This window comes from Terribium retamae (assembly GCF_022347545.1).
In the GTDB taxonomy this organism is placed as follows: Bacteria; Pseudomonadota; Alphaproteobacteria; order Rhizobiales; family Rhizobiaceae; genus Mesorhizobium; species Mesorhizobium retamae.
Genome location: NZ_JAKREW010000010.1, coordinates 78,713 through 100,092 on the forward strand (window position 1 = coordinate 78,713; position 21,380 = coordinate 100,092).

Genomic DNA, 21,380 nt, shown 5'->3' on the forward strand with positions numbered 1-21,380 from the left:
TGCCATGGGTACAGTCACTCTCCAGCATATCCTTGCCGCGCGTGATCGTATCGCGGACATGATTGCGGCAACGCCGGTGGTGGTTTCGACGAGCCTGTCGGAACGCCTCGGTGTCCCGGTGCACCTCAAGCTCGAGCATCGCCAGACGACCGGCAGCTTCAAGCTGCGCGGCGCTTCCAATGCGATCGCGTCGCTCGATGCCGAAGACAGGACGCGCGGCGTCATCGCCGCCTCGACCGGCAATCACGGTCGCGCGCTCAGTCATGCGGCAAAGCTGGAAGGCATGCGTGCCGTCATCTGCATGTCGAAGCTGGTGCCGGCCAACAAGGTCGAGGAGATCCGTCGCCTTGGCGCCGAGATCCGTATCGTCGGCAACAGCCAGGACGATGCCCAGGTCGAGGTCGACCGGCTGGTGACACAGGAGCGACTGGTCATGGTGCCGCCCTTCGATCACCCGGCGGTGATCGCCGGGCAAGGCACGCTCGGGCTGGAGATCGTGAGCGCCGTAGCCGACGTCGACACCGTACTGGTGCCGCTGTCCGGCGGTGGATTGGCCGCGGGCATCGCTGCGGCTGTGAAGGGTGCCAAGCCGAACACGAGGATCATCGGCATTTCGATGCAGCGCGGCGCGGCCATGAAAGCCAGCCTCGATGCCGGACGGCCAGTGCAGGTCGAGGAGATGCCGACCCTGGCAGACTCGCTCGGCGGCGGCATCGGCTTGGACAACCGGCTGACCTTTTCGATGTGTCGCGATCTGCTCGATGACGTCGTGCTGCTGTCGGAAGCAGAAATCGCTGCAGGTATCGCCCACGCCTATGGGCAGGAACGCGAAATCGTCGAAGGCGCCGGTGCCGTCGGCATCGCGGCGCTGCTAGCCGGCAAGATCAAGCCGCGAGGGCCGGTCGTATCCGTGCTCTCCGGCCGTAACATCGATATGGGCCGGCATCGCGACATCGTGTGCGGAAAAGAGGAGCTGGCGGCATGAGGCCAATGACCATCCTCACCGAGACGGATCTGCGTCGTCTCGTGAAGCTCGATCTCGAGGCCGTGGCGTGCGTGGAAAATGCCTTCCGCGCTCTTGCGACAGAGCAGGTGGCGATGCCGCCGATCCTCAGGCTCGACATTCCCGAGCATCGTGGCGAAGTCGATGTGAAGACGGCCTATGTGCCCGGCATCGACGCGTTCGCCATCAAGATCAGTCCAGGGTTCTTCGACAATCCCGCGCTTGGCCTGCCGAGCACCAACGGGCTGATGGTTCTGCTGTCGGCGAAAACCGGGGTGACCGAAGCGCTTTTGATCGACAATGGCTATCTCACCGATATCCGTACTGCCGCGGCCGGTGCGGTAGCAGCGAAACACCTTGCTCGGCCGGATGCCGCGAAAGCCGCCATCTTCGGCGCCGGCATGCAGGCGAAGCTGCAACTCGAGGCACTGAAGCTGGTGCGGCCGATCTCCGAAGCCCGCATATGGGCGCGTGATGCCAAAAAGGCAGAGGCTGCCGCCGGCGAACTGCGGGAGCGCCTGGGCATCGACGTGCGTGCCGAGCCCGATGCGGCGGAGGCGGCCGCGGGTGCCGACGTCATCGTGACGACGACACCGGCAACCGAACCATTGATCCATGCCGGCTTCGTTTCAGCTGGACAGCACATTACGGCCATGGGGTCCGACGCCGAGCATAAGAACGAGATCGCCCCAGCCGTGATCCGCATGGCCGATCTCTACGTCGCCGACAGCGTCCGGCAGACCCGCCGCCTCGGCGAACTGCACCATGCCATCGATGCGGCGGTGATGGCGGCGGACGCCGAGGTCACCGAACTCGGCCAGATCATTGCAGGCCGCAAGCACGGCCGGCGCACTGCCGCCGATATCACGCTTGCCGATCTCACGGGCACTGGTGTGCAGGACACTGCCATCGCCACGCTCGCGCGCGATCGGGCGAGGGCGGCGAATGCTGGAACAATCTTTGAAAGCTGATGCCGGCCCCGAAAGAGGGCAAAACGAGGAAACTGGAAGAAATGCAGCCAAATTTGAAGTTTTCGCGCGAGGAGTATGCGGAGCGACTCGCAAAGACACGCGCGGCCATGGAGGCCAAGGGCGTCGATGTTCTGATTTGTTCGGACCCTTCCAACATGGCCTGGCTGACGGGTTATGACGGCTGGTCTTTTTATGTGCATCAGGCAGTAATCGTGCCGCCGCATGGCGAGCCGATCTGGTACGGGCGCGGGCAGGATGCGAACGGCGCCAAGCGCACCGCCTACCTGAACCACGACAACATCATCGGCTACGCCGACCATTATGTGCAGTCGACCGAACGCCACCCGATGGACTATCTCGCCGGCCTGCTCGCCCAGCGCGGCTGGGATGGCAAGCGGATCGGCGTCGAGATGGACAATTACTGGTTCTCGGCCAAGGCCTTCGCGTCGCTGCAGCAACACCTGCCTAATGCCCGCTTCGTCGATGCGACCGCACTGGTCAACTGGCAGCGCGCGGTCAAGAGCGCGACCGAGATCGATTATATGCGCAAGGCCGCCCGCATCGTCGAAGCGATGCATCAGCGCATTGTCGACAAGATCGAAGTCGGCATGCGCAAATGCGATCTCGTTGCCGAGATCTACGATGCCGGCATTCGGGGCACCGATGGCTTCGGCGGCGATTATCCCGCAATCGTGCCGCTGCTACCCTCGGGCGAAGATGCCTCGGCGCCCCACCTCACCTGGGACGACAAGCCGATGAAGGCCGGTGAGGGCACCTTCTTCGAGATCGCCGGCTGTTATCACCGCTACCATTGCCCGCTGTCGCGCACCGTCTTCCTCGGCAAGCCGACGCAGGCCTTCCTGGACTCTGAGAAGGCGACGCTCGAAGGTATGGAGGCCGGCCTGGCAGCAGCAAGGCCCGGCAACACTTGCGAAGACATCGCCAACGCCTTCTTCGCCGTGCTGAAGAAGTACGGCATCGTCAAGGACAACCGCACCGGTTATCCAATCGGCATCTCCTATCCGCCGGATTGGGGCGAACGCACCATGAGCCTGCGCCCCGGCGACCGCACCGAGCTCAAGCCCGGCATGACGTTCCATTTCATGACCGGACTGTGGCTGGAGACGATGGGGCTGGAGATCACTGAATCGATCCTGATCACCGAAACCGGGGTCGAGTGCCTGGCCAACGTGCCGCGCAAGCTGGTGGTGAAGGACTGACGATGTCACGGCCTTCTCCGATTTCTCCCACGGTCGATTTCGACCGTGGCGGCGTGCAGCATGGATTCCTGCGCTTGCCTTACAGCCGCGACGACTCCGCCTGGGGTTCGGTCATGCTCCCGATCTGCGTGGTGAAAAATGGCAGCGGCCCGACGGCGCTGCTCACAGGCGGCAATCATGGTGACGAGTATGAGGGGCCTTTGGCGCTCTACGAACTCGCCCGTACGCTCGACCCGAAAGATGTTTCCGGCACGGTGATCATCGTGCCGGCGATGAATTATCCGGCTTTCCGGGCCGGCACGCGGACCTCGCCGATCGACAAAGGCAACATGAACCGCAGTTTCCCTGGCCGTCCCGACGGCACGGTCACGGAGAAGATCGCCGATTATTTCCAGCGTGAATTGCTGCCGCGCGCGGATGTCGTCTTCGACTTCCATTCCGGGGGGCGCACGCTGGATTTTGTGCCCTTCTGTGCCGCCCATATCCTGCCCGACAAGAAACAGGAGGCCCGCGCCTTCGCGGCGGTTGAGGCCTTCTCCGCACCCTTTTCCATGAAGATGCTCGAGATCGATGCGGTCGGCATGTACGACACCGCGGCCGAGGAGATGGGCAAGGTCTTTGTCACCACCGAGCTCGGCGGTGGCGGAACTTCACGTGCCGAAACGGTGCGGATCGCCCGGCGCGGCATCCTGAATGTGCTGCGTCATGAAGGCATTGTTGATGGTGCGGTCGAAAAGACTCGAACTTCCTGGTTGGACATGCCGTCCGGCGATTGCTTCTGCTTTGCCGAGGAGGACGGCATGATCGAGACGATGGTCGATCTCGGTGAGCCGATCGAAGCTGGTGCCGTCGTCGCGCGCATCCATTCGACTGGCCGTACCGGACAGGCGCCGCAGGAGATCAGGGCGAAGATTTCCGGCCTGCTGACAGCCAGGCACTTCCCCGGCCTGGTGAAGGCCGGCGATTGCGTGTCGGTGATAGCTGTCGTCGTGGAATGAACTAAGACGGCGCGCTTACTGTTCCGGGCAACGCCTCGCAGACCAAGAGAAGCCGGCCACAGATCGGGCCAGCATCTCTCCGAGAGCGGGACTTAGCTCACGCCTTGCCTTTGGGTTTGCGTTTCATGCCCGGCTTGCGGCCGAGACCGAGTTGCTTGGCAAGAGCCGACCGCCTTTCAGCGTAAGCGGGCGCCACCATCGGATAATCGGCGGGCAGGTTCCACTTCGCCCGGTATTCCTCCGGTGTCAGTCCGAGACCGGAAAGATGCCGTTTCAAGGTACGGTACTGCTTTCCGTCTTCAAGGCTCACCAGATAGTCGTGGGTGAGCGATTTCCTGACCGAAACCGCGGGCTTTCTCGCCTCAACAACAGGCTCGGCTGGGGGCTGCCCGAGCCGGGCCACACTATGCGCAACGCTTTCAATCACGCCCGGCAGTTCCGATACCGGCAGCGGATTCTTCGTGACATAGGCGCTTACGATCGCTGCAGTGAGTTCGGTTATCAATTCATTTGAAGGTTTGGTTTCATCAGTCATTGGTGCATCCCCGCGCATTAACCCAATGCTTGCCTAGCCGAGAAACTTTCATTCCGATAGGTGGCCGATAGGTGGAATGCCTCGGAAATTGGGCGAAAAGACCGGCGATCGACCAACGTTTCGCGGTTTAGCTTGCGATCTGGCTGGTGGCACGATCGGCAATCGTCGCGCCCGTTCCGGCATCGACAGACGCAAGGCTGACCTCGTAACCCCATAACCTTTTGACATGGCGCAGCGTGTCGTCACGGCTTTTGTCCTCAAGAAGGACGCCGTTCTTCACCTTGTGCTGCAGCCGCAGGTGGCGGTCGCCGAGCAGATCGACATCGACGACCTGTATGTCCGGTCTATTCGCGCCGACTTCGTAGCTATGCGCGAGTGCGGAGCGGATTTTCTCGTAGCCTCGCTCGTTGTGGATGGAGGCCACCTTGTAGTTGGGTTCATCCGCGCAATCGGCCAACAGGAAAAACCGCCATTTTCTGATCAAGGCCGGGCTGAGAAACTGGCGAATAAACGACTCGTCACGATGGTCGGCCCAGGCATCGAGCAATACCCTTCGCCAATCGCCGCTTCCTGCGATATCGGGGAACCAGTCGCGATCTTCCTGCGTCGGCTCTGTCACGATGCGCTTGATGTCCTGCATCAGGTCGAGTCCAAGCGCATAGGGGTTGATGCCGGAAAAGCGAGGATCGTCGAAGCCCGGCTGGAAGACCACGTTCGAATGGTTGCTCAGCATTTCCAAAAGCGCGCCTTCGCTGATGCGGCCACGGTCGAACAGCATGTTCATCAGCGTGTAGTGCACGAAAGTCGCGCAACCTTCATTCATCACCTGGGTCTGCCGCTGCGGGTAGAAATACTGCGCAATGACCCGCACGATTCGGATGATCTCGCGCTGCCAGGGCTCAAGGGCCGGACTGTTCTTTTCCAGGAAATAGAGAAGGTTCTCTTCCGGCAGGTTGAGTTTCTTTTTCCGCTCGGCCTGATTCTGGTCTTCGCTGCTTTCCCGCGAGTTCGGCAGTGTGCGCCACAAATCGTTGTAGGACCGCTCTTCGTATTCCAGCCGTTCACGCACTTCTTTGCGTTGCTGCTCCGAAGACAGCTTGGGCGGACGCTGATAGCGGAACACGCCTTGCTCTTTCAGCGCGTGCGCCGCGTCCAGGATCTCCTCGACGGCTGCAAGGCCATGGCGCTCTTCGCAGCGGGCGATGTAGTCCTTTGCAAAGTCCAGGTAGCTGAGGATCATCGCAGCGTCTGTCCACTGGCGGAACAGGTGATTGTTCTTGAAGAAATGATTGTGGCCGAGCGCGGCATGGGCGGTGACCAGCGCCTGCAAGGCCATCGTGTTTTCTTCCATGAGATAGACGATGCAGGGATTGGAGTTGATGACCAATTCATAAGCCAGCCCGCGGCCGCCTTTGCGGTAGAGCAATTCCTGATAGAGGAAATGCTTGCCGAACGACCAGTGGCGGTACATCAGCGGCATGCCGACCGATGCGTAGGCATCCAGCATCTGCTCGGATGAGATGATCTCCAGCTGAGTTGGATAGACGTCCAGCTGAAGTTCCTCGACGGCGACTTCCTCGATTGCTTCGTAAACCTGCGACAGTTTCCTGAAATCCCAGTCGGAACCCGAAAAAAGCAGGCGCGCCTTGCTGGCTGGCATGGCCTGTACCTCCTAGGTACTCTTGCCGACCGTCGGCTGTTTGGTGAAAAGCTTCCGGAAAACCGGATAGATGTCGGCCGCCTTGGCGATGCGGCTCATCTGAAAATTGGACCATTGGCTGGCGACGTTGCTGTAAGCCTGCCAGAGCGATGTCCCATTTTCGGTCGCGCCGAAAATCTCGCTTTCGCGTTCGTCGATGATTTCGATATAGGCGAAATACTGACACAGGCGCATCAGTTCACCATCCAGAAGCGCAATGCAGCGCTCGGAATCGGACACGAAATTGTCTCCGTCGGAGGCCTGCGCGGCATAGATGTTCCACTCGCTTACCGGATAGCGTTTTGCGATGATGCGATGCATCTCTTCGAGCGCTGTGGAGACAACGGTACCGCCGCTTTGGGTCGAATAGAAAAAGGTTTCCTCGTCCACCTCATGCGCTTCGTGGGTATGGCGGATGAAAACGATCTCGGTGCGTTCATAACGGCGCTGCAGGAAGAGGTGCAGCAGCACGAAGAAGCGCTTGGCCAGGTCCTTCTCCCGCTCTCCCATGGAACCTGACACATCCATTAGGCAAAACATGACCGCACTGGCATTCGGCAGCGGTTGAGGTTCGAAACGGTTGAAGCGGATATCAACCGGGTCGACATAGGCGATTTTCTTTTGGCGGCGTTTGAGGCGCTCAAGTTCTTCGCTGAGGGCGATTATGCGCTGGAGGGTGTTATGAGAGGGGGGCACGGCTCGCAGCGATGCCAGTTCCTGTTCGACCGCCTCGACATCCTCGCGCTTCGGGCGCCTGAGGGCGATACGGCGGCCATAACTGTTGCGCATCGTGCGTCCGACATTGATGTTGGTCGGCGCGCCGCTCTGGGCGAAACCGGCGCGGCGCGACTTGAATGCGACGATCTCCTTGAGACTGAGCTTGACCAGATCGGGAAGTTCGAGGTCTTCGAAGAAGAGATCGAGAAATTCCTCACGCGAAAGCACAAAGCGAAAATCGTCTTCCGAAGGCGTGTCTCCCGGGGCTGGTGATCCGAAGCCGCCTTGGGCTCGCTTCGGGATCAGATCCCCTTCGGCGAATTGCTTGTTGCCGACCAGCACGCGCTCGCGGCGACCGCTGTTCCTCGCTTCGTCGAAGTTTGGCTCGCTCGTGCCCCTCTTGGGGATCGGTACGGTGTGCTCGGCATCGACCTCGGCGATCCGGCGGCTTCTGATTTCGTCGCGAACATTCTGCTTGAGCTCGTCGCGCGCGCGTCTTAGGAAGCGTTGCCGATTGGCGAGGCTTCTGTCCTTCGGGTTCAGTCGGCGATCGATAAAGATCGGCATGGAACCATCCTGGCCTTCACCCGGCCTTGTTGACCCTCATGTACCAATCGACCAGCCGGCGCACCTGCCGCTCGGTGTAGCCGCGTTCCACCATTCGCTGCACGAATTCGTTATGGCGCTTCTCGGTGACGCTGTCCTGCTTCGACCCGAAGCTGATGACCGGCAACAGATCCTCGACCTGGCCGAACATGCGCTTTTCGATCACTTCGCGCAGCTTCTCGTAGCTGGTCCACGAGGGATTGCGGCCATTGTTGCGGGCGCGCGCGCGCAGCGTGAACTTCACCACTTCGTTGCGGAAGTCCTTGGGGTTGGCGATGCCGGCGGGTTTCTCGACCTGCGACAACTCGTTGTCCAGAACCTCCCGGTCGAGGATCTGTCCGGTGTCGGGGTCCTTGTAGTCCTGGTCTTCGATCCAGGCATCGGCATAGGCGATGTAGCGGTCGAACAGGTTCTGGCCATACTCGCTGTAGGATTCCAGATAAGCCTTCTGGATCTCGTGGCCGATGAATTCCGCGTAGCGCGCGGCAAGTTCCGACTTGATGAATTCCAGGTAACCCGCCTCGGTCTCCTTCGGAAATTGCTCCCGCTTGATCGCCTCTTCCAGGATGTACATCAGGTGGACGGGATCAGCCGCCACCTCCTTGGTGTCGTAGTTGAAGGTCTGCGACAGGATCTTGAAGGCGAAGCGCGTCGAGACGCCGGTCATGCCTTCGTCGACGCCCGCGGTGTCACGATATTCCTGGACGGATTTCGCCCTTGGATCGATCTCCTTCAGATTTTCCCCGTCATAGATGCGCATCTTTGTGTAGAGAGGCGAGTTGTCGTGCTCTGCAAGCCGCGTCGAGACCGAGAAGCGGCTTAGGATATCGAGCACCTCCGGAGCGCAGGGGCTGTTGGCCAGCTCGCTTTCGCGCAGCAGCTTTTCATAGATCTGCCTCTCCTCGGTCACTCTCAGGCAGTAGGGCACCTTGACCACCAGGATACGGTCGAGGAAGGCTTCATTGTTCTTATTGTTCTTGAACTGCTGCCACTCCGATTCATTGGAGTGAGCCACGATGATGCCTTGATAAGGGAAAGAACCGAAATTCTCGGTGCCGTTGTAGCTGCCTTCCTGGGTCGCGGTCAGCAGCGGATGCAACACCTTGATGGGTGCCTTGAACATCTCGACGAATTCCAAGAGACCTTGCGTGGTGCGGTTCAGACCGCCGCTGTACGAGTAGGCATCCGGGTCCGACTGGCTGAAGTTTTCGAGCTGTCTGATGTCGACCTTGCCGACCAGGGCCGAGACGTCCTGATTGTTCTCGTCCCCAGGCTCGGTCTTGGCAATGGCGATCTGCCGCAGCCTCGATGGCATCAGTTTGACGACGCTGAATTTGGAGATGTCACCGGACATCTCGTCGAGACGCTTGGCCGCCCATGGCGAGATCAGGCCGTTGAGCCTGCGCCGTGCGATCCCATATTTGTCTTCCAGCAGGTCGCCCATGCGGTCAGGGCTGAAGAGCCCCAGTGGCGACTCGAAGACCGGGCTGATCGCGTTGCCGACCTTCAGTGTGTAGATCGGGCGTTGCTCCATAAGCTTTTTCAGCCGCTCGGCGAGCGAGGATTTGCCGCCACCGACAGGACCCAGGAGATAGAGGACCTGCTTGCGCTCTTCGAGACCTTGGGAGGCATATCGGAAATAGCCCGCTATGCGTTCGATCGTATCTTCCATGCCGTAGAAATCGGCGAAGGATGGATACACCTTGATGGTGCGGTTCGAGAAAATCCGCCCGAGTCGTTCGTCCTTGCTGGTATCGATGAGATTTGGCTCGCCGATCGCCTCCACCATGCGTTCCGGGGCGCTGGCATACATGGATTTATCTTCGCGGCAGGCCAGCAAATATTGCTGGATGCTGATCTCCTCTTGCGCCGCGCTCTTATAGATCTCCGAAAAAAGATCGAAGACGTCCGCCTGAAGTTCAGTCATGGCATTTCGTGCCTCTGGTTATGCGAAGCTGGCCGATCGTTTCGTATGTATTCAACTGCGAGGAGGCCCTGCTGGTTCCTCACTGTGTGATGATTGATGCACAAATATTGAGAGCCGCTCGATCTGGCCCGAACATCCGCTTGCCTGACTGCCGCAATCTTCGCGAGAGGAGCCGCCGACCGCGGGATGCCAGAGGCGATACCTTCCGGAGTTTAATATTGACCGACCGGTCGGATTATGTAACTGTCAAGCTTCGCCAAGGGGGAGTTGGCGAGGTCTGGAGGAGATGACGTGACCCAATCTGGCCCGCTATTGGCCGACACGCTGTTGTCAGCGCTGTCCGACGGAGTCATGACGCTGACACTCAATCGTCCGGACAAGTTGAATTCCTTTAATCCGGAATTGCACGAGGCCCTGCGTGCTGCCTTGGAGCAGGCGCGAAACGATGCGGCTGTCCGCGCGATTCTGCTGACCGGTGCCGGTCGCGCATTCTGTGCCGGCCAGGACCTTGGCGATCGCGACCCCCGCAAGGCAACCGAGGCGCCCGATCTCGGACACACGATCGAGACCTTCTACAACCCATTGCTACGCCTGATCCGATCACTGGACAAACCCGTCATCTGCGCGGTCAACGGCGTCGCCGCCGGCGCGGGTGCCAACATCGCGCTCGCCTGCGATATCGTGCTTGCGGCCAAATCGGCCAAGTTTATCCAGGCCTTCTCGAAGATCGGCCTTGTCCCCGATTCCGGCGGCACCTGGACTTTGCCCCGGCTGCTGGGCGAAGCACGCGCCAAGGCGCTGGTGCTGACCGCCGAACCTCTGCCGGCGCAGACCGCAGCCGAGTGGGGCCTGATCTGGAAAGCGGTGGACGACGACCAATTGATGCCTGAAGCGACTGCCCTGGCGAAACGCCTGGCCGCCGGTCCCACCTTCGGCATCGGCCTGACCAAGCAGGCCATCCATGCCAGTGCCGCCAATACGTTCGACCAGCAGCTCGACCTCGAACGCGACCTGCAACGCATGGCGGGCCGCAGCGCCGACTACGCCGAAGGCGTCGCCGCCTTCCTCGACAAGCGGGCGCCGGAGTTCAAGGGCAGATGACGATCAATATGAGCGATCCGCAGGCCGTCGCGACCGCCTCGGCCGAAGCGATGTGGCGGGACGATCGCGCTTCGCGACTTCTCGGCATGGAACTGGAGCACGTCGCGCCCGGGGAAGCGACGGTCTCCTTCACCGTGACCGACGCCATGACCAACGGCCACAACACCTGCCATGGCGGTTATATGTTCACGCTTGCCGACTCGGCCTTTGCCTTCGCCTGCAACAGCTACAACCAGCGCGCGGTGGCGCAGCATTGCTCCGTAACCTTCGTTGCGCCGGCCTTTCTTGGTGACCGGCTGACGGCGCGCGCCCGCGAGGTGTCACGTTCCGGGCGCAACGGCATCTACGACATTGCGGTGACCAACCAGAATGGCGAGCGCATCGCGGAATTCCGCGGTCACTCGCGCACAGTCAAGGGAACACACCTGCCGCCGTCAGCATGAGCGACGCGCATCGATTCAGGATGCGCCAGTCCACAATCTGGGAGGATTGAATGGAAGACCTGTCTCCGCGCCCGGGTGATCTGGAGCCTATCGAGATTGCCTCGCGCGATGAGATTTCCGCACTTCAGCTCAAGCGGTTGAAGGCGACGCTCGGTCATGCCTACCGCAACTCGCCGCATTACAAGGCGAAATTCGACGCAGCCGGGGTCCATCCTGACGACCTGAAAACGCTATCGGACCTTTCGAAGTTCCCGTTCACCGTCAAGAAGGACCTGCGCGACACCTATCCGTTCGGCATGTTCGCGGTGCCGCGCGAGAAGCTGGCGCGTGTCCACGCTTCCTCCGGAACCACCGGCAAGCCAACCGTCGTCGGTTACACCAGGAACGATATCGACATGTGGGCGACCTGCGTCGCCCGCTCCATTCGGGCATCGGGCGGCCGGCCCGGCGACATCTGCCATGTCGCCTATGGCTACGGCCTGTTCACGGGCGGCCTCGGTGCCCATTACGGGGCTGAAAAACTCGGCTGCACGGTGGTTCCTGTCTCGGGTGGCATGACCGAGCGTCAGGTGGCCCTGATCGAGGATTTCAAGCCGCGTATCATCATGGTGACGCCGTCTTACATGCTGTCGATCCTGGATGAGTATCGGCGGGTCGGCATCGACCCGCGTACCTCATCGTTGGCGGTCGGCATCTTCGGCGCCGAACCCTGGACCAACGCCATGCGCGAGGAGATCCAGAGCGATTTCGACATGCATGCCGTCGACATCTACGGGCTGTCGGAGGTCATCGGTCCCGGCGTGGCCAATGAGTGCGTCGAGACCAAGGACGGTCTGCATGTCTGGGAGGATCATTTCTATCCGGAAATCATCGACCCCGAGACGGGCGAGGTGCTACCGGATGGTGAGATGGGTGAGCTGGTCTTCACCTCGCTCACCAAGGAAGCGCTGCCGATCATCCGCTACCGGACGCGCGATCTGACCCGCCTGTTGCCGGGCACGGCGCGCTCGATGCGGCGCATCGAAAAGATCACCGGCCGCTCCGACGACATGATGATCCTGCGCGGCGTCAATGTCTTCCCGACCCAGATCGAGGAGCAACTGCTCAAATGTACTGGCCTCGCGCCGCATTTCCAGATCGTGCTGAGCCGCAGCGGCCGCCTCGATGACATGACGGTTCATGTCGAGGCCATGCCGCATGCCGTGGAAGCCGCCCAGCGCGCCGCTTCCGCCAAAGAACTTGCGCACCACATCAAGAGCGTGGTGGGTGTGAGCACGAAGATCGTGGTCGGTGACCCCGATTCGGTCGAGCGTTCGGCTGGCAAGGCGAGGCGGATCATCGACAACAGGCCTAAAGTTTGATGCGCCGGACAAAGAGATAGGAAGATGGCAAGGACGAGAGCTGCGGATTTCGACGAGAAACGGCGCAGCATTCTCGATAGCGCCGCCGCGGTCTTTGCCAAGCTGGGCATGGAGCGCGCCTCGATGGCGCAGATCGCGCAGGAGAACAACGTCTCCAAAGCGCTGCTCTACCACTACTATCCGAGCAAGGAGCTGTTGCTGTTCGATATCGGCCGCACCCATCTGGTCGAGCTCGAACAGGCGATCCTCGAAGCCGACCGCCCCGAGCTGGAGCCACGGCAGCGCCTGCGTCACCTGATCGGCGGGGTGCTGGAAAACTACCGCACGGCCGCCAATTTCCACCATGTCCTGCTCAACGGAACGGGGTCGCTGTCCGAAGTGCAGAAGACCGAACTGCAGCAGATGGAACGTCGCATCGTGAAGGCGTTCTCCGATGTGCTCACCGACATCAATCCCGAGCTCGGCAAGGCGCGTGCCGGCGTCACGCCCATCACCATGTCTCTGTTCGGCATTCTCAACTGGGCCTATACCTGGTTCAAGCCCAGCGGCGCGCTCAACCGGGAAGGTTATGCGGACATGGTGACGTCGTTGTTTCTCGATGGCGTGACTTCGCTGAAATAGGTTGGTGCGTCCTTCGAGGTTCGCCCTGATAGGATTACGCTCATTTTCCACCCGCCTGCGGGCTCGCGCCTCAGTATGAGGGAGGCTGGTGCGGCACAACGGTCCTCGTCCTGAGATGCTCGCCCGCGACACGCTGGAAGAATAGCGAAAACTCAGGCGGGCGAGCCTCGAAGGACGCACCAATCATGCTGCCTGCTTCATCTCCGCCTTGGCAAGCAGTGCGACTACCCGCGCCTTGACCCTGGCAACCGCTTCGTCCTTCACCGGCCCATAGCCGCGAATATCCATCGGTGCCTTCGCCAGCTCTACGAGTTCGGCCGGCGACTGAGTGGAGAGCCGCGCCATGATCTGGTCGATCAATCCCTGATACCAGCCGATCAGTTCCCGCTCCATTCGGCGTTCGGCGGTATAGCCGAACGGATCGAAGGCCGTGCCGCGCAATCTCTTCATCCGGGCCATGACACGCAACGGCATCTGGATCCACTGGCCGAACTGACGCTTGCGAGGCCTGCCGCGCGCATCCTTTTCGCCGCCCATGAACGGCGGCGCGAAATGGTAGTTGACCTTGTAGTCGCCATCGAACTCGCGCTTGAGCTCGGCAAGGAAGCCGGTCTGCATGTGCAGCCGTGCCACCTCATACTCGTCCTTGTAGGACATCAGCTTGAACAGCGAGCGTGCAACGGCATCCGTCAGGATTTCCGAGCCGAATGGCCGCTCGGCATTGCGAACGCGGTCGACTGTTGCGCGATAACGCTGTGCCCAGGCCCGATCCTGATAATCGACGAGGAACTCTTCGCGCCGCGCAATCACCTGGTCGAGGCTTTCGCTTGCCGCGGTCGGCTGCTCGGCCATCAGCGGGCTCGGGTCGGCCGCAGCCAACCTCCCGGCGGCGAAGGCCTGTTTGTTACGGTCGACGGCAACGCCATTCAGCTCGATCGCCCGTTGCAGGGCGTCGTGTTCGACCGGCACAAGGCCACGCTGCCATGCAAAACCGAGCAGGATGATGTTGGCGAAGACGGCGTCGCCGAACAGCCGCTCGGCAAGCGCGTTGACGTCCAACGCACGCACATTGTCGGCTCCGGCCACGCGCTCAATTTCCTTCAACCGGCGTCGCGTCGAAAGATCGGCGTCGCGCAGCCGCACGATGTCACCCGTCGGCATTTCCGCCATGTTCACCACCGCCTGCATGCCGGCCCGGAAGCAGCCTGAAGCCTTCGGCGACGATGACACCACGATGTCACCGCCTATCAGGGCATCGGCAGCACCCGCATCGATGCGGACCTGGTTGATTTGCGCAGGTGTGGCCGCAAGCCGGATGAAGGACAGCACCGGGCCGAATTTCTGCGCAAAACCGGTGAAGTCGAGCACCGAACTGCCTTTGCCTTCCAGATGCGCGGCCATCGAGATCAGTGCGCCCACCGTTACCACGCCGGTGCCGCCGACACCGGTTACGAGAAGATCATAGGGATGATCCAGCGTGGGAAGGTTGGGAGAGGGAAGGGCCGCAGCGCGAGCGCCGAAATCCTCGCTGCTTGCCTGTCGCTTGCGCCGCACCGCGCCTTCCACGGTCACGAAGCTCGGGCAAAAGCCGTTCACGCACGAGAAGTCCTTGTTGCAGTTGGACAGGTTGATCTTGCGCTTGCGGCCGAACGGCGTCTCCTTCGGTTCGATGCTGAGGCAATTGGACTCGACCGAACAGTCGCCGCAGCCTTCGCAGACCAGATCGTTGATCCAGGCGAAGCGCTTGGGGTCTTCCATCGTGCCGCGTTTGCGCCGCCGCCGCTTTTCGGTGGCGCAGGTCTGCTCGTAGATGAGCACCGAGACGCCCTTCACCTCGCGCAGGTCGCGCTGGACGGCATCGAGTTCTGACCGATGGTGCAGCGTCACTCCGGAAGGAAATGCCGCGATGCTGAACTTGTCCGGCTGGTCGGAAACCAGCGCGATGCGTTCCACGCCTTCGGCGCGCACTTCCTGTGCTATGGCCTGGACGCTGATCGGACCGTCCACCGGCTGGCCCCCGGTCATGGCGACCGCATCGTTGAACAGGATCTTGTAGGTGATGTTGGCCTTTGCCGCGATCGCCTGGCGGATGGCCATCGAGCCGGAGTGGTAATAGGTGCCTTCGCCGAGGTTCTGGAAGATGTGACCCTTACCGGTAAACAACGAGGACGCTGCCCAGTTCACGCCTTCGCCCCCCATCTGGATCAGCGACGTCGTTTCGCGGTCCATCCAGCTTGCCATGAAATGGCAGCCGATGCCGGCCAGCGCCTTGGAGCCCTCCGGCACCTTGGTGGACGAATTGTGCGGACAGCCCGAGCAGAAATACGGCGTACGTGCCGCACCCGGCACCTGGATCAGCCGTTCGGATTCCGGGACCAGTGCTGCTGCGCGGGCGAGCAGGCGCAGGTTCGGAAACACCATGTCCAGGCGCTTGGCCACGATCGGTGCCAGCATCCGCGGCGACAGTTCGCCGATCCAGGAGATCAGTCGGTTGCCGTCCTCGTCACGTTTGCCCACCATCGAATGCGGCTTGTGGCCCGGATAATCGTAGAAATATTCCTTAAGCTGGCTCTCTATGATGCCTCGTTTTTCCTCGACGACGAGGATCTCCTTCTTTTCCTTCACGAATTCCAGCGCGTCGCGGCGCGCTAGGGGCCACACCATGCCGACCTTGTAGATGTCGATGCCGAGCTTGCGGCAAGCCCCTTCGTCCAGTCCGAGCAGCCGCAGCGCTTCCATCAGGTCGAGATGGGCCTTGCCGGTCGTGACGATGCCGAAGCTGGCATTGGCGATGTCGTAGATGCGCCGGTCTATCGGGTTTGCTTCGGCAAAGGCATAGACGGCCATCTTCTTGGCCTCCATGCGTTCTTCGATCTGCGGCCCGGGCAGGTCGGGCCAGCGATAGTGCAAGCCGGTCGGTGGCGGCGTATAGTCAGGTTGCCGGAACTCACGGTCCGCGACGATTTCCACCGACTGGCCACTCTCAACGGTTTCCGAGATTGCCTTGAGACCGACCCACATGCCGGTGAAGCGCGACAGCGCATAGCCATATTCGCCGAAGGACAGATATTCCCCGACTGAAGAAGGGTTCAGCGTCGGCATGAACCAGGCCATGAAGGCGACGTCGGACTGGTGCGGCATGGAAGACGAGACGCAGCCATGGTCGTCGCCGGCTACCACCAACACGCCGCCATGCGGCGAGGAACCATAAGCGTTGCCGTGCTTCAGCGCGTCGCCGGCGCGGTCGACGCCCGGCCCCTTGCCGTACCACATCGAAAACACGCCTTGGACCGTCCGCTCCGGATTGGTCTCGACCTGCTGCGAGCCGAGCACGGCGGTGGCGGCAAGGTCTTCATTCACGGCCGGCAGGAATTCGATGCGGTGCTGTTTGACCAAGTCATTTGCTCGCCACAGTTCGAGGTCGACGCCGCCGAGCGGCGAGCCACGATAGCCGGAAACGAAGCCGGCCGTGTTCAGACCGCGTTCCTTGTCGCGCCGGGCCTGATCGAGCGTGATGCGGACCAGCGCCTGCGTGCCGGTGAGGAAGACGCGGCCGTCCTTCTTCGTGTAGCGGTCGTTGAGATTGTAGTCGGCAAGCGAGGGGGCAACATCAGCCACGGCCGGGATCTCCCGAAAGGGTACCATCCGATCCAGTTTACGCTTGCTGCTTGAAATATCTTGCCAGTCTTACCCTGATTTGCTCACGATATGGGTAATTTAACCGAAATCGGATATAAGTTCGGTAGAATTGACCGATGGACGGAGTTCTTATGCATCTCGCCGAACCGGACAGGATTCTCCTGCGGCTGCTGCAGCAGGACGCGCGGATCTCCAACCAGGAACTGGCGGAGAAAGCGGGTATGTCGGCATCCGCCTGCTGGCGGCGGGTCAGGTCGCTGGAAGAGGCCGGCATTATTTCCGGCTATGGCGCCGTTGTCGATCCGATGAAGGCCGGCCTGAATTTCTCGGCCGTGGTGCATGTCATGTTGTCACGGCACGAGGCGGATCATCTCGCCACCTTCGTCTCACGTGTCGCGGCGCGGCCGGAGGTCCTGGAGTGTTTCTCGACAACCGGCGAGGCTGACTACCACCTGCATGTCGTCTGCCGCGACAAGGACGCCTATAACGACTTCCTCGAACATTTCCTGTTCAGGCTGCCCGGCATTGCGCATGTGCGCACCAATCTGGTGCTCAAGGACATCAAGGTGCACGGGCAGGTGCCGGTTTAGGCCTGCTGCGGCCAGGTCTTCGCCACCATGGTCAGCACGTCGTACTGCGCGACCACCTGCGTTTCCTGGTTGGTCACCGTGCAGTCCCAGCGCACCTCGCCATAGCTCTCGGTCTCGCGCGGATTGATCTGCTTGGCCGTCAGCGTCACCTGCAAAGTGTCGCCCGGGTTGACGGGTGTGAGGAAGCGCAGCGAATCCACACCGTAATTGGCGAGCACCGGGCCTGGCGCCGGGTCGACGAACAGGCCGGCGGCGAACGATACGATCAGATAGCCATGCGCCACGCGGCCCTCGAAGAACGGGTTCGCCTTGGCCGCTTTCTCGTCCATATGGGCGTAGAAGGTATCACCGGTGAAATTCGCGAAATGCTCGATATCCTCCAGCGTTACCGTGCGGGTGTCCGTCACCAGCTGGTCGCCGATCTCCAGTTCGGCAAGTGACTTGCGGAAGGGGTGCATGGTGTCGTGCTTGGCTCTCGCACCATGCATCCAGCGACCGGTGATTTCCGAAAGCAGCCAGGGCGCCGCCTGCACAGCCGTGCGCTGCATGTAGTGCTTGACCGAGCGCATGCCGCCGAGTTCCTCCCCGCCGCCGGCGCGGCCAGGTCCGCCATGCACGAGCACCGGCAAGGGCGAGCCGTGGCCGGTCGACGATTTCGCACTGGCGCGGTTGCCGATCATGACACGGCCATGCCAAGGCCCCAGCGCATGCACTGTATCGCGCGCGAATTTGGGGTCGTTGGTGAAGACGGATGCCACCAGGCTACCCTTGCCCCGCCGCGCCAGCGCGGCGGCTTCCTCGGCGGTTTCATAGGGGATGATGGTGCTGACCGGTCCGAAGGCCTCCACGTCATGTACGGCCCTCGCGCCATCCGGCCTGTCGCAATAGAGCAGCACCGGGCTGAGGAATGCGCCGGCTTCGGCATCGCCCGAGGTGACATTCGGCTTGTCCGGATCGCCGGCGACGATCTCGGCGTCGCCTTGCAGGTCCTTGATGCGCGCACGCACCTCGTCGCGTTGCGCCAGGCTCGCCAGCGGCCCCATCTTGATGCCTTCCTCGCCGGGATTGCCGAGCGGGGTCTTGGCGAGGCGTTCGTCCAGCGCCCTGATCAACGCCTCGACGCCGGAGCGAGGGGCGATCACCCGGCGGATTGCCGTGCACTTCTGACCGGCCTTGGCGGTCATCTCGCGGGCCACCTCCTTGACGAAAAGATCGAATTCCTCGGTGCCGGCAACCGCATCGGGTCCGAGGATCGCCGCATTGAGCGAATCCGCCTCCATGGTGAAGCGCACGGAGTTCTCGACGATCGTCGGATGCGCTTTCAGCTTGCGCCCGGTCGCGGCCGAACCCGTGAAGGTCACGACATCCTGGCAGTCGACATGGTCGAGCAGGTCCCCGACCGAACCGCTGACAAGCTGCAGCGCGCCTTTGGGCAAAATGTCGAGATCGATGATGCGGCGTACCATCAGCTCGGTCAGGTAGGCTGTCTGGCTGGCCGGTTTCACGATTGCCGGCATGCCGGCAAGCAATGTGGGAGCGAGCTTTTCCAGCATGCCCCAGCAGGGGAAATTGAAGGCGTTGATGTGGATCGCCACGCCTTCCAGCGGCGTCAGGATATGCTGGCCGGAAAACGTGTTGTCGCGCGACAGGAGCTCGACGTCGCCATCGACCAGCGTGCGCGTGTTGGGCAGTTCGCGCCGGCCCTTCGAGGCGTAGGAAAGCAGCGTGCCGATGCCGCCTTCGATGTCGATCCAGCTGTCGGTGCGGGTAGCACCTGTCGCCGTCGACAGCGCGTAGAATTCTTCCTTGGCTTCCATCAGCGCCTGGCCGAGTGCCTTCAGCATCAGCGCTCGCTCATGGAAACTCATCTTGCGCAGTGCCGGATTGCCGGTCTCGCGGCCAAAGCTCAGCGCCGCCTTCAGGTCGATGCCACTTGCATCGATCAGGGCCACCGGTTCGCCGGTCGCCGCATCGAGCAGCGGCACCGCTTTGCCGGCACCGCGCACCCATTGCCCGGCGATATAGGATTCCAGCTGGCGGATATTTCTCACGGGCGCGTTCATGGCTGGCTCCTCGATGGCTGTGAAAAGGCAGGCAGGGGATCAGCGCAAGCCGATATCGCCCAGCAAACCGTCGACCTGGCGCGTCCATTCCGCTGCGAGTTCCGCATTGCCGGTATGGCGCAGGCCAAATTTCTTCTGCGTGTCGAAATGCTGGGAGGCTGTGGCACCGAAGCTTGCCGCGACACGCGGCTGCCAATAGGCGATCGATGCCGCTGCGGCCGGCCTGGTGGCCTTGTCCTGCAGCAGCTTGCGCAGACCTTCCTCGCCGAGTTCCATGTGTCGGCGCTCGCGCGGCAGGATTGCCCGGAAGATGTCGCCCAGCGGCTGGTAGGACAGCCTGGAGAACTCGTCGAGCTGGATGGTGACTGCCCGGCCCATCAGCACGTTCATGACGACGGCATCGAGCCAGTCCTGCAGTGGATAATGCAGTACGGCCAGCCGCATGTCCGAACCATGGCGAGCCGCGCCCAGATCGCTGTCGCGGGCGACGCGCGCCGTCCAGGGGTGATGGTTTGCATAGCGTGAAACATCGGCGCCGAACTCGCCCATCACGGCAAGCACGCGCTCGGCATGGTCGAGTTTCTCCAGCACGATGCGTGAGGCCGCGATACGTTCCTTGATGCCGGGGCCCTGGTTGATGATGTCGGCAAAACCGGCGGCACCGGCCAGCTCGCTGTCGACGAAGGTCGCCATCAATCGCAGCAATTCGCCGCGGTAGCGCGGCGGCGCGTTTTCCGGTGTCGTCAGCTTGCCGCCCTGGGCGAGATAGTCTTCCAGCGGCATGGTTTCGGTGGCGGCGTCCGGCTCACTGGTCATAGGTCACCACCACATGGTCCGACAAAGGATGGCACTGGCAGGTCAGCACATAGCCCTGGCGCACCTCGTAGTCCTCCAGCGCGTGGTTGGTCTCCATCTCGACCTCGCCCTCCAGGACCATGGCGCGGCAGGTCGAGCAGACGCCGGCCTTACAGGCATAGGGCGCGTCGAGGCTGGCAGCCAGTGCTGCCTCCAGAAGGGTTTCACCCCTCTTCGCCATCTCGATGACGCGGGTGGAGCCGTCGAGCGTGATCGTCGCCTTGCAGGTTTCGGCCCGGGCGCCGTCCTCCGCGGTCTTGACGACATGCTTGGCGCGGCGCGGAGCGGAGGCAAACAGCTCGAACTTGATCTGGTCGTCGCGCAGCCCGTGTTCGCGCAACGATGCGGCGATAGCCAGCATCATCGGCTCTGGTCCGCAGATGAAGGCCATGTCGATGGCCGCGATGTTGACCCAACCCTTGAACAGGCGAGCGCATTTCTCGGCATCGATGCGGCCCGAGAACAGGTCGATCTCCTGCGCCTCGCTCTCCAGCACATGCACTACGTTGAAGCGGCCGAGATGGGTGTTCTTGATGTCCTCCAGTTCCTCGCGGAACATGATCGAGTTGATCGAACGGTTGCCGTAGATCAGGGTGAAGCGCGACTTGGGTTCGCGTGCCAGCGTCGTCTTGATCAGTGACAGCACCGGCGTGATGCCGCTGCCGCCGGCAAAGCCAAGATAATGCCGGCTTACTTCGGGCTGCAGCGGCACATGGAAAGCGCCCATCGGAGCCATGGCTTCCAGCGCATCGCCTGCTTTCAGTTCCTCATTGGCCCAGGTTGAAAAGGCTCCGCCATCGACACGCTTTATGCCGACCTTGAGCAGCCCTTCGTCCTTCCCTGCACAGATGGAATAGGAGCGGCGCAACTCCTCGCCGTCGAAGGTGCGGCGGAAGGTCAGGTATTGCCCTTGCGTGAAATCGAAGGCCTGTCGGTCCTCGTCGCGCGGGGCGAGTGTCACCACCACGGCGTCACGGGTTTCACGGCGGACATCGGTGACCTCGAGGGGAAAGAAGCGGGCCATCGGCGCC

At 61.8% G+C, this 21,380-nt stretch carries 17 protein-coding genes; 9 read left to right on the forward strand and 8 right to left on the reverse strand.

Going from position 1 to position 21,380, the window contains the following annotated elements; translation table 11 throughout:
• Positions 1-4 precede the first annotated feature (4 nt).
• The 4 genes from eutB to doeB are packed head-to-tail and all read left to right on the forward strand — an operon-like array spanning position 5 to position 4,192.
• Positions 5-985 carry a hydroxyectoine utilization dehydratase EutB gene (gene eutB, locus L4923_RS12850; protein WP_239365530.1) on the forward strand — a complete coding sequence of 327 codons (981 nt, stop codon included), beginning with the start codon at positions 5-7 and terminating at the stop codon, positions 983-985.
• Complete coding sequence (locus L4923_RS12855; RefSeq protein WP_239365534.1) at positions 982-1,974, forward strand: cyclodeaminase; 993 nt, start codon at positions 982-984, stop codon at positions 1,972-1,974. Before eutB ends, L4923_RS12855 begins: the two co-directional genes overlap by 4 nt.
• 41 nt (positions 1,975-2,015) lie before the next feature.
• Positions 2,016-3,194 carry an ectoine hydrolase DoeA gene (gene doeA, locus L4923_RS12860; RefSeq protein ID WP_239365537.1) on the forward strand — a complete coding sequence of 393 codons (1,179 nt, stop codon included), beginning with the start codon at positions 2,016-2,018 and terminating at the stop codon, positions 3,192-3,194.
• A gap of 2 nt (positions 3,195-3,196) precedes the next feature.
• Positions 3,197-4,192, forward strand: coding sequence for a N(2)-acetyl-L-2,4-diaminobutanoate deacetylase DoeB (gene doeB / locus L4923_RS12865; RefSeq protein ID WP_239365540.1), 996 nt, complete (start codon positions 3,197-3,199; stop codon positions 4,190-4,192).
• 97 nt (positions 4,193-4,289) lie between these two features.
• On the opposite strand, the gene L4923_RS12870 is transcribed toward doeB, so the two are convergent.
• The 4 genes from L4923_RS12870 to L4923_RS12885 all read right to left on the reverse strand — a co-directional run bounded on the left by L4923_RS12870 (position 4,290) and on the right by L4923_RS12885 (position 9,676).
• On the reverse strand, positions 4,290-4,727 hold the full coding sequence (locus L4923_RS12870) for a Ros/MucR family transcriptional regulator (RefSeq protein ID WP_239365542.1): 438 nt from the start codon (positions 4,725-4,727) through the stop codon (positions 4,290-4,292).
• Positions 4,728-4,854: 127 nt separating this feature from the next.
• Positions 4,855-6,387, reverse strand: coding sequence for a SpoVR family protein (locus tag L4923_RS12875; RefSeq protein ID WP_239365544.1), 1,533 nt, complete (start codon positions 6,385-6,387; stop codon positions 4,855-4,857).
• A 12-nt stretch (positions 6,388-6,399) separates the two neighbouring features.
• Positions 6,400-7,710, reverse strand: coding sequence for a YeaH/YhbH family protein (locus L4923_RS12880; protein WP_239365546.1), 1,311 nt, complete (start codon positions 7,708-7,710; stop codon positions 6,400-6,402).
• Between the two features lie 16 nt (positions 7,711-7,726).
• Positions 7,727-9,676, reverse strand: coding sequence for a PrkA family serine protein kinase (locus L4923_RS12885; RefSeq protein ID WP_239365548.1), 1,950 nt, complete (start codon positions 9,674-9,676; stop codon positions 7,727-7,729).
• A 351-nt stretch (positions 9,677-10,027) separates the two neighbouring features.
• Between L4923_RS12885 and paaG the strand changes: the two genes are divergently transcribed.
• Genes paaG through L4923_RS12905 form a run of 4 tightly spaced genes read left to right on the forward strand, consistent with a single transcriptional unit; the run spans position 10,028 to position 13,202 of the window.
• Positions 10,028-10,777, forward strand: coding sequence for a 2-(1,2-epoxy-1,2-dihydrophenyl)acetyl-CoA isomerase PaaG (paaG, locus tag L4923_RS12890; RefSeq protein ID WP_239365731.1), 750 nt, complete (start codon positions 10,028-10,030; stop codon positions 10,775-10,777).
• Positions 10,774-11,220, forward strand: a complete 447-nt coding sequence (gene paaI / locus L4923_RS12895; RefSeq protein WP_239365551.1) for a hydroxyphenylacetyl-CoA thioesterase PaaI — start codon at positions 10,774-10,776, stop codon at positions 11,218-11,220. Before paaG ends, paaI begins: the two co-directional genes overlap by 4 nt.
• A gap of 50 nt (positions 11,221-11,270) precedes the next feature.
• Positions 11,271-12,581, forward strand: a complete 1,311-nt coding sequence (gene paaK, locus L4923_RS12900; RefSeq protein ID WP_239365553.1) for a phenylacetate--CoA ligase PaaK — start codon at positions 11,271-11,273, stop codon at positions 12,579-12,581.
• A 24-nt stretch (positions 12,582-12,605) separates the two neighbouring features.
• Positions 12,606-13,202 carry a TetR/AcrR family transcriptional regulator gene (locus L4923_RS12905; RefSeq protein ID WP_239365554.1) on the forward strand — a complete coding sequence of 199 codons (597 nt, stop codon included), beginning with the start codon at positions 12,606-12,608 and terminating at the stop codon, positions 13,200-13,202.
• A 183-nt stretch (positions 13,203-13,385) separates the two neighbouring features.
• Here L4923_RS12905 and L4923_RS12910 read toward each other — a convergent pair whose 3' ends face one another.
• Positions 13,386-16,820, reverse strand: coding sequence for an indolepyruvate ferredoxin oxidoreductase family protein (locus L4923_RS12910; protein ID WP_239365555.1), 3,435 nt, complete (start codon positions 16,818-16,820; stop codon positions 13,386-13,388).
• A gap of 137 nt (positions 16,821-16,957) precedes the next feature.
• Here L4923_RS12910 and L4923_RS12915 point away from each other — a divergent pair, with 137 nt between their 5' ends.
• On the forward strand, positions 16,958-17,431 hold the full coding sequence (locus tag L4923_RS12915; protein ID WP_239365556.1) for an Lrp/AsnC family transcriptional regulator: 474 nt from the start codon (positions 16,958-16,960) through the stop codon (positions 17,429-17,431).
• On the opposite strand, the gene paaZ is transcribed toward L4923_RS12915, so the two are convergent.
• From paaZ to paaE, 3 genes are read right to left on the reverse strand one after another with little or no spacing between them, the layout of a single operon-like run.
• Positions 17,428-19,494 (reverse strand): phenylacetic acid degradation bifunctional protein PaaZ, encoded by a 2,067-nt coding sequence (gene paaZ, locus L4923_RS12920; protein WP_239365557.1) that lies wholly within the window; start codon positions 19,492-19,494, stop codon positions 17,428-17,430. The genes L4923_RS12915 and paaZ overlap by 4 nt on opposite strands.
• A 39-nt stretch (positions 19,495-19,533) precedes the next feature.
• The gene (locus L4923_RS12925; RefSeq protein WP_239365558.1) at positions 19,534-20,310 is read right to left on the reverse strand and encodes a Phenylacetic acid catabolic protein; all 777 of its coding nucleotides are present in this window, start codon (positions 20,308-20,310) and stop codon (positions 19,534-19,536) included.
• Positions 20,300-21,373 carry a 1,2-phenylacetyl-CoA epoxidase subunit PaaE gene (gene paaE, locus L4923_RS12930; RefSeq protein ID WP_239365560.1) on the reverse strand — a complete coding sequence of 358 codons (1,074 nt, stop codon included), beginning with the start codon at positions 21,371-21,373 and terminating at the stop codon, positions 20,300-20,302. The genes L4923_RS12925 and paaE overlap by 11 nt, the downstream gene beginning before the upstream one ends.
• Between the last annotated feature and the right edge of the window lie 7 nt (positions 21,374-21,380).

Coding starts and splice junctions, on each gene's coding strand:
- paaK (WP_239365553.1), top strand. CDS start 11,271: ATGGAAGACCTGTCTCCGCGCCCGGGTGATCTGGAGCCTATCGAGATT.
- L4923_RS12925 (WP_239365558.1), bottom strand. CDS start 20,310: ATGACCAGTGAGCCGGACGCCGCCACCGAAACCATGCCGCTGGAAGAC.
- paaZ (WP_239365557.1), bottom strand. CDS start 19,494: ATGAACGCGCCCGTGAGAAATATCCGCCAGCTGGAATCCTATATCGCC.
- paaI (WP_239365551.1), top strand. CDS start 10,774: ATGACGATCAATATGAGCGATCCGCAGGCCGTCGCGACCGCCTCGGCC.
- L4923_RS12870 (WP_239365542.1), bottom strand. CDS start 4,727: ATGACTGATGAAACCAAACCTTCAAATGAATTGATAACCGAACTCACT.
- paaG (WP_239365731.1), top strand. CDS start 10,028: ATGACGCTGACACTCAATCGTCCGGACAAGTTGAATTCCTTTAATCCG.
- L4923_RS12885 (WP_239365548.1), bottom strand. CDS start 9,676: ATGACTGAACTTCAGGCGGACGTCTTCGATCTTTTTTCGGAGATCTAT.
- L4923_RS12915 (WP_239365556.1), top strand. CDS start 16,958: ATGGACGGAGTTCTTATGCATCTCGCCGAACCGGACAGGATTCTCCTG.
- L4923_RS12875 (WP_239365544.1), bottom strand. CDS start 6,387: ATGCCAGCCAGCAAGGCGCGCCTGCTTTTTTCGGGTTCCGACTGGGAT.
- L4923_RS12855 (WP_239365534.1), top strand. CDS start 982: ATGAGGCCAATGACCATCCTCACCGAGACGGATCTGCGTCGTCTCGTG.
- doeB (WP_239365540.1), top strand. CDS start 3,197: ATGTCACGGCCTTCTCCGATTTCTCCCACGGTCGATTTCGACCGTGGC.
- L4923_RS12880 (WP_239365546.1), bottom strand. CDS start 7,710: ATGCCGATCTTTATCGATCGCCGACTGAACCCGAAGGACAGAAGCCTC.
- eutB (WP_239365530.1), top strand. CDS start 5: ATGGGTACAGTCACTCTCCAGCATATCCTTGCCGCGCGTGATCGTATC.
- doeA (WP_239365537.1), top strand. CDS start 2,016: ATGCAGCCAAATTTGAAGTTTTCGCGCGAGGAGTATGCGGAGCGACTC.
- L4923_RS12905 (WP_239365554.1), top strand. CDS start 12,606: ATGGCAAGGACGAGAGCTGCGGATTTCGACGAGAAACGGCGCAGCATT.
- paaE (WP_239365560.1), bottom strand. CDS start 21,373: ATGGCCCGCTTCTTTCCCCTCGAGGTCACCGATGTCCGCCGTGAAACC.